General features: G+C 70.6%; 11 protein-coding genes. 6 read left to right on the forward strand and 5 right to left on the reverse strand.

The annotated features are described in order from the left end of the window. Positions 1-214 precede the first annotated feature (214 nt). Together ACFWX1_RS47305 and ACFWX1_RS47310 are read right to left on the reverse strand one after the other, a co-directional pair. Positions 215-469 carry a hypothetical protein gene (locus ACFWX1_RS47305; protein WP_378396493.1) on the reverse strand — a complete coding sequence of 85 codons (255 nt, stop codon included), beginning with the start codon at positions 467-469 and terminating at the stop codon, positions 215-217. 26 nt (positions 470-495) lie between these two features. Next, complete coding sequence (locus ACFWX1_RS47310) at positions 496-1,047, reverse strand: carboxymuconolactone decarboxylase family protein (RefSeq protein ID WP_378396494.1); 552 nt, start codon at positions 1,045-1,047, stop codon at positions 496-498. A 76-nt stretch (positions 1,048-1,123) separates the two neighbouring features. Between ACFWX1_RS47310 and ACFWX1_RS47315 the strand changes: the two genes are divergently transcribed. From ACFWX1_RS47315 to ACFWX1_RS47325, 3 genes are all read left to right on the forward strand, one after another. After that, positions 1,124-1,594 carry a MarR family winged helix-turn-helix transcriptional regulator gene (locus ACFWX1_RS47315; RefSeq protein ID WP_378396495.1) on the forward strand — a complete coding sequence of 157 codons (471 nt, stop codon included), beginning with the start codon at positions 1,124-1,126 and terminating at the stop codon, positions 1,592-1,594. Positions 1,595-1,809: 215 nt separating this feature from the next. Then, positions 1,810-3,117, forward strand: coding sequence for an MFS transporter (locus ACFWX1_RS47320; protein WP_378396496.1), 1,308 nt, complete (start codon positions 1,810-1,812; stop codon positions 3,115-3,117). A 41-nt stretch (positions 3,118-3,158) separates the two neighbouring features. After that, on the forward strand, positions 3,159-4,436 hold the full coding sequence (locus tag ACFWX1_RS47325) for a GGDEF domain-containing protein (RefSeq protein ID WP_378396497.1): 1,278 nt from the start codon (positions 3,159-3,161) through the stop codon (positions 4,434-4,436). A gap of 4 nt (positions 4,437-4,440) precedes the next feature. On the opposite strand, the gene ACFWX1_RS47330 is transcribed toward ACFWX1_RS47325, so the two are convergent. Continuing rightward, positions 4,441-5,952 carry an AMP-binding protein gene (locus tag ACFWX1_RS47330; RefSeq protein ID WP_378396498.1) on the reverse strand — a complete coding sequence of 504 codons (1,512 nt, stop codon included), beginning with the start codon at positions 5,950-5,952 and terminating at the stop codon, positions 4,441-4,443. A gap of 70 nt (positions 5,953-6,022) precedes the next feature. Continuing rightward, positions 6,023-6,640, reverse strand: a complete 618-nt coding sequence (locus ACFWX1_RS47335) for a TetR/AcrR family transcriptional regulator (protein WP_378396499.1) — start codon at positions 6,638-6,640, stop codon at positions 6,023-6,025. 64 nt (positions 6,641-6,704) lie between these two features. Between ACFWX1_RS47335 and ACFWX1_RS47340 the strand changes: the two genes are divergently transcribed. Continuing rightward, positions 6,705-7,193, forward strand: coding sequence for a DUF1453 domain-containing protein (locus ACFWX1_RS47340; RefSeq protein ID WP_378396500.1), 489 nt, complete (start codon positions 6,705-6,707; stop codon positions 7,191-7,193). Here the strand turns inward: ACFWX1_RS47340 and ACFWX1_RS47345 are convergent. Further along, positions 7,190-8,374: an aminotransferase class V-fold PLP-dependent enzyme gene (locus ACFWX1_RS47345; RefSeq protein ID WP_378396501.1), complete on the reverse strand. Its 1,185-nt coding sequence runs from the start codon at positions 8,372-8,374 to the stop codon at positions 7,190-7,192. The genes ACFWX1_RS47340 and ACFWX1_RS47345 overlap by 4 nt on opposite strands. Before the next feature lie 45 nt (positions 8,375-8,419). On the opposite strand from ACFWX1_RS47345, the gene ACFWX1_RS47350 reads away from it, so the two are divergent. Further along, a complete protein-coding gene (locus ACFWX1_RS47350; RefSeq protein WP_378396502.1) occupies positions 8,420-9,046 on the forward strand; it encodes a GntR family transcriptional regulator in 627 nt (208 codons plus the stop codon). A 2-nt stretch (positions 9,047-9,048) separates the two neighbouring features. After that, positions 9,049-9,810 carry a metallophosphoesterase gene (locus ACFWX1_RS47355; protein WP_378396503.1) on the forward strand — a complete coding sequence of 254 codons (762 nt, stop codon included), beginning with the start codon at positions 9,049-9,051 and terminating at the stop codon, positions 9,808-9,810. Positions 9,811-9,981 lie beyond the last annotated feature (171 nt).

The raw sequence follows: 9,981 nt of genomic DNA on the forward strand, positions 1-9,981 counted from the left end.
CCCGGTGTGGGGCGGGCTTGGGCGCCTGGGCCCGCGGTGTCCTGTCTCGCGGTGGGGGCCGGCCCCCCCCACACCCCCCACGGTGCGGTCGGTTCCTGACCCAGCGTGGGTCCGCACGCGGGGCGTGCTGCCACTCCGGTGGTTCCGTGTTGCCGCCTGGTTCCGCTTTTGTCCTTGTGGAGCCCGTTGCTTACCTCTTGCCTGCCGCTGCCCTTTACTGGTGGACGGTGTCCTGGTCGGTGGTGGGCCAGGGGATTTCGGCGGGGGTGGTGGCGCGGGCTCGGCGGGTGCGGATGCGGGTCACGGAGCGGCGGATCGAGCGGTGGCGGGCGTTGCGGCGGTCTCGCAGGGCGTCGCCGGCGAGCCAGCCGAGCGCGAGCAGCACCGGCAGGCCGATGACGGCCACGGTGTATCCGGCCCACCAGTTCATGACTCGTCCGGTACTCCCCGGCGTTGGATCGAAGGTCACCCGACTCTACGACCGGTAGCCCATGATCACGCGGCGTGCCACGCGAACGGGGCCAGCGCCTCATCCAAAGGGGCGTCGGTGAGCCGGTTCGCGAACGTCGACAACGTGTAGGCGCCGACGCCCAGAACCACCTCCAGCGCGTTGCGGGCGGTGAAGCCGTGGGCCAGGAACGCCTGCAGCGTCTCCTCCGGAACGGCGCCCGCGGCGTCCATGACCGCGAGGGTGAAGACGCGGAGGCCGTCGAGGCGAGCATCGGGCAACGGCTTCTGGGCACGGAGCGCTTCGATCAGCGTGGACGGCGCCTCCTTCGCGGTCAGGATCTCCGAGTGCATCGCGACGCAGACGTGGCAGGCGTTGCGCGCCGCCACCGTCATGATGACGACCTCGCGTTCGACCGGAGCCAGTGTCGTGGTTTCGAAGAGGCCGCTCAGTTTGAGAAAGCCGGTGAGCAGTTCCGGCGACGTCGCCAGTCTGCCGACCGGCGCGGGCACATAGCCGCGGCGGCGCGCGGTCGCGGCCATCGCGGCGCGCGCGGCGGCGGGGGCGGAGTCGAGGGTGTGGTCGGGGAAGGCGGACATGGTGTCTCCCGGCTAAAGTAGTCAACGTGGTTGACCAAAATGTAAACCTGGTTGTCGATTTGTGCAAGGGGCAGTGATGGCCGAGCAGGATCCGCCCGGGTACGAGCTGCCGTTGCTGCTGTTCGCGGGCTTTCGCACGCTCATCGACCGGCTGCACGCCGAGCTGGCGCGGCAGGGGCACCCGGACATCCGGCCCGCGCACGGGTTCGCGATGCAGGCGATCGGCGTCCACGGCGCGACGGCGACCGAGCTCGGGCGCCGGCTGGGAGTGTCCAAACAGGCCGCGGGCAAGACTGTGGACCGGTTGGTGGCACTGGGTTACGCCGAACGCGCGGACGACGCCGCGGACGCCCGCCGCAAGGTCGTCCGCCTTACGCCACGCGGACTCGACGCGCTGACCCGTTCGGCCGCCGTCTTCGACGACCTCCGCGCGTTGTGGGTCGCGGAAATCGGAGCGGACCGGGTGCGGGCGATGGAGGACGGACTCCGGGCTGTCGTGGCGCCGGGCGGATTCGGCTTCGACGTCGCGGGGTGGTTCGGCGGCTGACCCCTCGAACGTCCACTGTGGACACGGTGGGGCCGGGTAGCCTTCCGTGCCGTCGCGATTGCCCGAAAGACACGGACAGTTAGTGCGTTCGAGTGAATCGTCGCTTGCCGTGTCCGCGCGGGCACAGTCCGGCCATACCGTGGAGATCCGCGGGTCCGGAGGAGGGGAAGCGGCAGCGGTCCGGATCGGGCGCACCACCGGGGGGAGGGCGTCGAATGCGCAAAGAAGGGCGTGGGCATTTCACCGCGGCGTTGGCCAGTGCCGAATTCCGCGCGATGTGGCTTGCCGAAGCCCTTTCGCAGATCGGGGATCAGCTCGCCAGGGTGGCACTCGCCCTGCTGGTGTTCGGCCGGACCAACTCGGCGTTGCTGACCGCGCTGACCTATGCGCTGACGTTCCTGCCGTCGCTGCTGGGCGGGCTGCTGCTTTCCGGTCTGGGCGACCGGTTTCCCCGGCGCACGGTGATCGTGGTGACCGACGTCCTGCGCGGGTGCCTGGCGGCGGCCATGGCGATCCCGGGGCTGCCGCTCACCGTCCTGTGGTGCCTGGTGGGAGTGCTCACCCTGGCGGGATCGCCGTTCAAGGCCGCGCAGATGGCGCTCCTGCCGGACGTGCTCCCGGAAGGGCGTTATCAGGCGGGCCTCGGCCTGCGCCAGGTCACGATGCAGACCGCCCAGCTCGCCGGGTTCGGGCTCGGCGGGCTCCTGGTCACGGCCATCGGACCGTCCTGGGCGTTGCTGCTCAACGGCGGGACGTTCTTCGTCAGCGCGTTGCTGGTGATCACCGGGGTCCACGCCAGGCCGGCGTCACGTCGCGACCGGGCGTCCTCCGGCGGCGAAGCGAACGTGGTGCGCGGGCGTGATCCGCGGATCGCGATCCCGTTCGCCGTCAACTGCCTGCTCGGTCTGATCGTGGTCCCGGAGGGCCTGGCCGCTCCCTACGCGCACGAGGCGGGCGCCAGCGTGGTCATGGTCGGGGTGCTGATGATGGCGGACCCGGTCGGCAGCGTGTTCGGTGGCTGGTGGGCGGGAAGAAGCTCGCCCCCGCCGACCACGCGCTCGGCGATCGTCCCGATGGCGCTGGCGGGGCTGCCGCTCGCCGGATGTGCCGTCACCCCGGGGTACGTCTGGCCCATCGTGTGGTGGGGGCTTTCCGGCGCGCTCGCGACGATCGCCTTGATCCGCGGGCAAACGGTGATCGTGGCGGTGGTGCCGGATGCCCGGCGGGCGACGGTTCTCGGGCGGCTCAACGCCTGTCTCTACACCACGCAAGGGATCGCCCTGGTGGCCGCGGGCGCGGTAGCCGACCAGCTGGGACCACGGGGTGCGGTGGCGGCCTCGGGGGCATTGACCACGGTGCTCGCGATCGGCGCGGCACTCGTATGGCGGGAGACGCGGCCAGAAAAGCGGGCTGCCGGGGGCGAAGCACGATCGGCCGGGCCGGACCGGTCAGTTCTCACGATTGCGCATGACGACTCCTCTCCTGGGTCCACCAGGGACGGGCACCCTGGAGCCGGGGCGTGAGAGCGAAAAGATCTCCCGCCGCGAGGGGAAGTGGGTTCAGTATGCAGGGTTCGACAACACCGCGGAACCCGGGCAGACGGGGCCGCCGGTGGGAATGGCTCGTCTGGGCGCATTCGCGCTATTCGCGGGCCTACGTTCTGCTGGTCATGCTGTGCGCGATCGTGGTCGTGGCGGTCACTGCTTCCGCGGGGCCGCCGGGTGGGCCGGACCTTCTCAGGTGTGCGCTGATAACGGGTCTCGGGGTGGCGGCGGCCGAGCTGGGTCGTCAGATCGAGCGGCGCCGAAGGCGTTTCGCCGGTGAGGCGCACATCAACTTCACGTCGGTGTGGACATTCCCGGCGGCGCTGTTGCTCCCGCCCGTTCTCTTCGCGGTCGTCGCGCTCGTCCTGTATTTGCACCTGTTGTTTCGTTGCGACCGTGACAGGCCCGGCTGCTGTCTCGCCCGCGCGTTGTACAACACGGGCAACGTCGTCCTGTCCTGTGAAGCCGCCGCCTTCGCCGCGCGGCGGACAGAGATGTTCTCCGCGTTGCACGCGTCCGGAATGGACAGTGTGCTCCCGCTGGTGGCAGCCATCGGCGCGTATTTCGTGGTGAACATGACCATCGCGGCCGTGCCGATCGCGCTGTGGGGCTCCGACCGGTCACTGCGCAGTGTGACCGGCACGGTGAACGACAACATCCTCGAGCTGGCGACGTTGTGCTTGGGGGCGCTCACCGCGGTCCTGCTCGTCTCCCATCCGTGGCTGCTCGTACTGATGTTCGTGCCGCTGTACGCGCTGCACCGCAGCGCGCTGGTGCGGCAGTTCGAAGTGGCGGCGACCACCGACGCCAAGACCGGGCTGCTCAACGCGGCCGGCTGGCACGCGATCGCCGGTGCGGAACTGGATCGCGCCCGGCAGCACGGGACGGGGCTGGGCGTCCTGATGATCGACATCGACCACTTCCGGCGGGTCAACAACACGCTGGGGCATCTGGCCGGTGACGACGCGCTGCACGCCGTCGGCGACGTGCTGCGGGCGGTCGTGCGCGGCAACGACCAGTGCGGGCGGTTCGGCGGCGAGGAGTTCGTCGTGGTGCTGCCCGGCAGTGATCCGGAGGCCGTGCTCGATGTCGCGGAACGCATCCGCACCCGCATCGCCGCGTTGCGGATCGTATCCGCTTCGGCGCTGCGGCCGTTCGGCGTGACCGTGTCGATCGGGGTGGCGTCCTATCCCGGCACCGGGACGACCTTGGCGGAGATTCTGCTGGCCGCGGACCACGCGCTGCTGGCCGCGAAGGACGGCGGGCGCGACCAGGTCCGCGCCGTCGCGATGCGCTAGCGCGTCACTCCGGGCGCAGTGCGCGCCTGAGCATCTTGCCGCTGTCGGTGCGGGGCAACCGGTCCCGGAACTCGAACCGCCTCGGCGTCTTGAACCCGGCCAGCGCGCCGCGGCAGTGCGCCGCCAGCCGCTCGGCCAGCGCGTCGTCCCCGGCGACGCCCTCGCCCGGCTGCACCATCGCGACGACCCGCTGGCCCCACTCCTCGTCGGGTTCGCCGATCACCGCGACGTCGGCGACGTCGGGATGGCTCAGCAGCCGGGCCTCGATCTCGGCGGGGTAGATGTTGACCCCGCCGGAGAGGATCAGGTCGGTGCGCCGGTCGCGCAGGAACACCCGGCCCTCGGCGTCGAGATAGCCGACGTCGCCGGCGGTGAGGAACTCGCCGGACCTGCTCGCCGCCGTCTTCTCCGGGTCCCGGTAGTAGCCGAGATCGGTGTGCACGGAGCTGAAGTAGAGCGTGCCGGTCTCGCCGGGCGGCAGCTCCGCGCCGTCCTCGCCGAGGATCTTCACCCGCACGCCGGGCAGCGGACGGCCGACCGTGCCCGGCTCGGCAAGCCATTCGTCCGGCTGCACCACGGAAACCATGCCCTCCGACGCGCCGTAGTACTCGGTGACGATCGGCCCGAGCCAGGCGAGCATCCGTTCCTTCACGTCGCGCGGGCACGGCGCCGCGCCGTGCATCACGCTGGTGAGCGAGGACAGGTCGTAGCGCGTGCGGACCTCCTCGGGCAGGCGCAGCAGGCGGTGGAGCATCGTCGGCACCACGTGGGTGGTGGTGACCCGATACCGTTCGATCAGCCGCAACGTCTCTTCGGCGTCGAAACGGGACATCAGCGCCACCGTGTGCCCGAGATGCAGCGCGCTGAGCGAGTACGCGCCCGGTGCCGCGTGGTACAGCGGACACGGCACCAGATGCACCCCGCCGCCGGGGGAAACGCCGAGCAGCGCCATCACGTGCTGGTAGTCCGGGTGCAGCGCGGGCGGTTTCCCGCTCAGCGGCCGCCGCACGCCCTTGGGCCGTCCGGTCGTCCCGGACGTGTAGACCATCGTCGCCCCGGAAGTCCGGTTCTCCGGCACGGTTTCCGGTTCGTCCACGCCCCATTTCGCGTAGTCCGACCAGTTTTCGGTGCTGCCCACCGAAAATCGCCGTTCGACCGGTATGCCGAGTTCGTCCAAAGTGGAGGTACAGGTCGCGGCGATGTCCGCGTCCGCGACGACCACCCGTGACTCGCTGTTTTCGACGATGTAGCCGATTTCCTCCGGCGTGGACCGGTAGTTGACCGGGGTGAAGTACAGCCCCGCCTGGAGCGTCGCGAGCTGCACCTCGTAGTGGGGGAGTCCATTGTGGAGGATCACGGTGACGCCGTCGCCGACGCCGAGACCGAGCGCGCGCAGCGCGTGGGTGAGCTGGTTGACCCTGGCCGCCAGCCGTCCGAAGCTCACCTGCCGCCCGGCGGGGTCGATGACCGCGATCCGGTCCGGGTCGGTGGTCGCGATGTCGTAGAACGTGCTCACCCGCGGCTCCTGTCGGTGATCGACTGACTCCTTCCTGACAGGCTAACCGTGTGAGGCCGTTCGGCCATGCTCAGCGGCGCAACGTTTCCAGGTGCCGCCGCACGACGGCGCGCATCAGGTCCGGTCCGGCCTGGCCGGGGTGCGAAATCCCGCCGAGCGTCAGCCCGTCGAGCAGTGCCGCCAATCGCTCGGTCTCGAGTTCGATGTCGAGCCCGTCCTTCAGTGAACCGCGCTTCGCCGCTTCGCTGAGCGAGTGCCGGGTGAGCGCGCGGGTGTCCGTGTACATCCGTTCGGCATCGGCCGTGAGTGCGGGCCGGATGCGCGCGGCGGCCGAGAACGCCAGCCACACCTCGGCCTCGGCACGCCGGGTCTCGTCCAGCGGCAGCAGCTCGCAGAGCAGGTCGGTGGTCTGGTCCAGCGCGGCCTCGCTCCCGGGTGTGGTGCCGTCGAGCAGTTTGCCGACGCGTTCGACGATGCGGGCGGCCGTGCGTTCGGCGAGCGTCCGCATCGCGAAGACGATCAGCTCCTCGTGGTTGGCGAAGTAGTGCCGGACCGAGCCGATCACCAGTCCGGCCTCCTCCGCGACCGCGCGCAGGGATGCCTGGTCGAGGCCGTCGCGGCGGATCACGCGGAACACGGCTTCGGCGATGGCGAGGCGGCGGGCTTCGGGGTCGACGATCTTCGGCACCTTGTCTTTATAGCACGGCTTTGCTAATTTATTTAGCACACTGATGCTACAAAGGGGGATCCTCATGAACGGCTGGGTGATCGCGGCACTCGTGGGTGTCGGAGTGGTCGTGGTGATCGTGCGCCGGTTGCGCGGTGAGCCGGTGGTGGCGCGCGAGGTGTTCGGGACGCCGCTCATCCTGATCGTCATCGGGGGCAGCAGCCTGGTCAAACAGCAGCTCACCGGGGTGGACGTGCTGTGGCTGGCCGCCGGCTCGGCGGCCGGGATCGGGTTCGGCGCGATCCGCGCGCGCACCACGAAACTGTTCGAACGCGACGGCGTCCTCTGGCAGCGCTACACCGGATGGACGTTCGCGGTGTGGGCGGTTTCGCTCGCGGCCAACTTCGGGATCGGCGCGCTCGCGGTCGCGAACGGGATGCACGAGCAGGCCCGCCCGATGCCGTTGTCGATCGGGCTGAGCCTGCTCGGGGAGGCACTGATGCTGGCCTGGCGGGCGAAGGACACCGGAGTTCCCTACGCGCCACCGAGCCGGCGGGAGTTGGTGCGCCGCTAGAGTTTCGCGACCTCGCGGACAAGCAGGTCGATCTCGTCCTCGGTGTTGTAGTAGTGCGCCGAGGCGCGGACCAGGTTGGGCAGCTTCCGCGCGGTGAAGTCGAACTGGGCGGAGGTGCTGCTCGACACGCTGGTGTTGATCCGCGCCGCGGCCAGCGCGCGTTTGACGTCGGCCGCGGGGGTGCCCTCCAGGCTGAACGTGACGATGCCGCACTTGCGCGCGCCCTGGTCGTGCACCTGGACCCCGGGGAGTTCGCCGAGCCGTTCGCGCAGGGTGCTCGCGAGAGCGCTCACCCGGGCGTCGATGGCGGGCAGGCCCCACTCCAGGGCGTAGTCGACGGCCGCGCCGAGCCCGAGCACCAGGGCGGTGTTGCGCTCCCACACCTCGAATCGCCTGGCGGTCGGGTCGACGGTGTATTCGCCGGGGGACACCCAGCTCGCCGAGTGCAGGTCGAGCATCGCCGGCTCCAGCCGGGCGCGGAGTTCCGGGCGCACGTAGAGGAATCCGGTGCCGCGCGGGCCGCGGAGGTACTTGCGGCCGGTGGCGCTCAGCGCGTCGCACTTGAGGCGCCGCACGTCGAGGTCGAGCTGCCCGGCCGACTGGCAGGCGTCGAGCAGGAACGGGATGCCGGCCTGCTCGGCGACCTCGCCGATCTCCTCGGCCGGGTTGACCAGTCCGCCCTGGGTGGGCACATGGCTGACGGCGATGAGCTTGACGTCGTCCGCGACGCGGCGGCGCAGTTCCGCGACGTCGAGCTGGCCGGACTCGTCGTCGCCGATCACCTCGACCGTCACCCCGGTGCGGCGCTTCAGCTGCAGGAACGAGATGACGTTGCTGGCGTACTCGGCCTGGGAGGTGAGGATCCGGTCGCCGGGGCCGAACGGGAACGAGTAGAAGACCGCTTGCCAGGACCGGGTGGCGTTTTCGGTGATCGCGATGTCGTCGGCTTCGGCGTTGAGCAGCCGGGCCACCGACGCGTACACGGCGTCGAGCTTTTCGGACGCCGCGGCGGTGGCCTCGTAGCCGCCGCTGTGGGCTTCCTCACGCAGGTGCCCGAGCACGGTGTCGAGCACGACGGCGGGTGGCAGCGCGGAGCCCGCGTTGTTGAAATGCACGACGTCGGCGCAGCCGGGCGTCTCCGCTCGGGCGCGCTCGACGTCCAGGTCCTGAATGCTGGTCATACGAACTGAATACAGTACGACCGTGCTGCATGCAATACTGCTTCCATGCCGAGGGATCTCTTGCGCCGCGACCTCATCCAGGAGATCACCGCGCGTGTGCTGGACGGGCGGCTCGCGGCCGGGGCGCGGGTCAACGAAGTGCACCTCGCGCGGGAGCTCGGCGTGAGCCGGACGCCGCTGCGGGAGGCGCTCATCGGGCTGGCCGATCGCGGGATGCTCGTGTCGGCGCCGGGGCGGGGTTTCCTGGTTCCGCCGCTGGAACCCGAGGAGGCGCGGCGGCTCTACCCGCTCGTGGCCGAGCTGGAGTCGCTGGCGCTGCGCTGGACGTCGCCGTTCGACCTCGCCGGGCTGCCCGAGGCGCTCGACCTCGTCGCGGACGAGATGGCCGAAGTGCTGGAAGCGGGCGGTGATCTGCTGGCCGCGGACGAACGCTGGCACGCGTTGTTGCTGTCCCGCTGCGGCAATCCCCATCTGATGCGGCTGATCGAGCAGACAAAGCTGTTGCTGCGCCGCTATGACACGTTGTATTTCGGGGGAGTGCGGCGCGCGGAGGAGAGCATCGACGAGCATCGCCGGATCGCGGCGTCGATCCGGGCGGGCGATCTGCCCGCGGCGTCCGAGCTGCTCGTCCGGAACTGGGTGAAGACACTGGCGTTTCTGGGAAGGGGTTGACCGTGGCGGTTTTCGCGCAGCTGAGCGACATCCATCTCGACGGCGGGGAGCGTGCCGAGGCCCGGGTGGCGGCCGTGATGGCCTACCTCGGCGGGTTCGCGCGCCCGGTCGACGCGGTGCTGGTGACCGGCGACATCGCCGACCACGGCCTGCCCGGGGAGTACCACCGCGCGGTGGAGCTGCTCAAGCACTCCGCGCCGGTCTTGACCTGTCCCGGCAACCACGACGCCCGCGCGGCCTTCCGTGAGGTCCTGCTCCAGGCGCCGCCGGAGGACGGGCCGATCAACAGCGCGCACGAGGTGGGCGGTGCGCTGTTCGCGATGTGCGATTCGACGATTCCCGGCAGTGGGGCGGGTTTCCTCGCCGACGAGACGCTGACCTGGCTGGACTCGGCGCTCGCCGGTGGCGACGGGCCCGCGTTCGTCGCGTTCCACCATCCGCCGGTCGAGGTCGGCGTCCCGGCCGTCGACAGGATCCGGCAGTCCGGCGAGGACCGGCTGGCCGCGGTGCTCGCGCGGCACCCCCGCGTCGTGGCGCTGCTGTGCGGGCACGTGCACACCGGCGCGTCGACGACGTTCGCCGGGCTGCCGCTGCGGGTCGCGCCCGGCGTCGTCTCGGGTTCCTTGCTGCCGTCCGAACAGGGCGGGGATCGCGACTGGCCCGACGGCGGGCCGATCGAGTACGACCGGCCGCCGTCGCTGCTGCTCCACGTGCTCCACGACGACGGGCGGCTCACCAGCCACGTGCGCTCCGTCCCGCTCTGATCCTCGGGGTGGCTCGAGTGGCGCGGCGGACTCGCTGATCCACCGAGGGACGCCCTCGTCGCGCTCAACGCCCATGCCAGGAACTCAAGCGGGTCGCAGGGGCGGGTCCGCGTCCACAGAGGACTCACGTGCCGGTAAGGCCACCTTGCGGGCGTCTGACGCCCGCAAGGT

This window comes from Amycolatopsis sp. NPDC059021 (genome assembly GCF_042739895.1).
GTDB lineage: Bacteria > Actinomycetota > Actinomycetes > Mycobacteriales > Pseudonocardiaceae > Amycolatopsis.

Excerpts from the sequence above, each read along its gene's own strand:
- ACFWX1_RS47310 (WP_378396494.1), bottom strand. The coding sequence starts at position 1,047 with ATGTCCGCCTTCCCCGACCACACCCTCGACTCCGCCCCCGCCGCCGCG.
- ACFWX1_RS47315 (WP_378396495.1), top strand. The coding sequence starts at position 1,124 with ATGGCCGAGCAGGATCCGCCCGGGTACGAGCTGCCGTTGCTGCTGTTC.
- ACFWX1_RS47320 (WP_378396496.1), top strand. The coding sequence starts at position 1,810 with ATGCGCAAAGAAGGGCGTGGGCATTTCACCGCGGCGTTGGCCAGTGCC.
- ACFWX1_RS47325 (WP_378396497.1), top strand. The coding sequence starts at position 3,159 with ATGCAGGGTTCGACAACACCGCGGAACCCGGGCAGACGGGGCCGCCGG.
- ACFWX1_RS47340 (WP_378396500.1), top strand. The coding sequence starts at position 6,705 with ATGAACGGCTGGGTGATCGCGGCACTCGTGGGTGTCGGAGTGGTCGTG.
- ACFWX1_RS47345 (WP_378396501.1), bottom strand. The coding sequence starts at position 8,374 with ATGACCAGCATTCAGGACCTGGACGTCGAGCGCGCCCGAGCGGAGACG.
- ACFWX1_RS47350 (WP_378396502.1), top strand. The coding sequence starts at position 8,420 with ATGCCGAGGGATCTCTTGCGCCGCGACCTCATCCAGGAGATCACCGCG.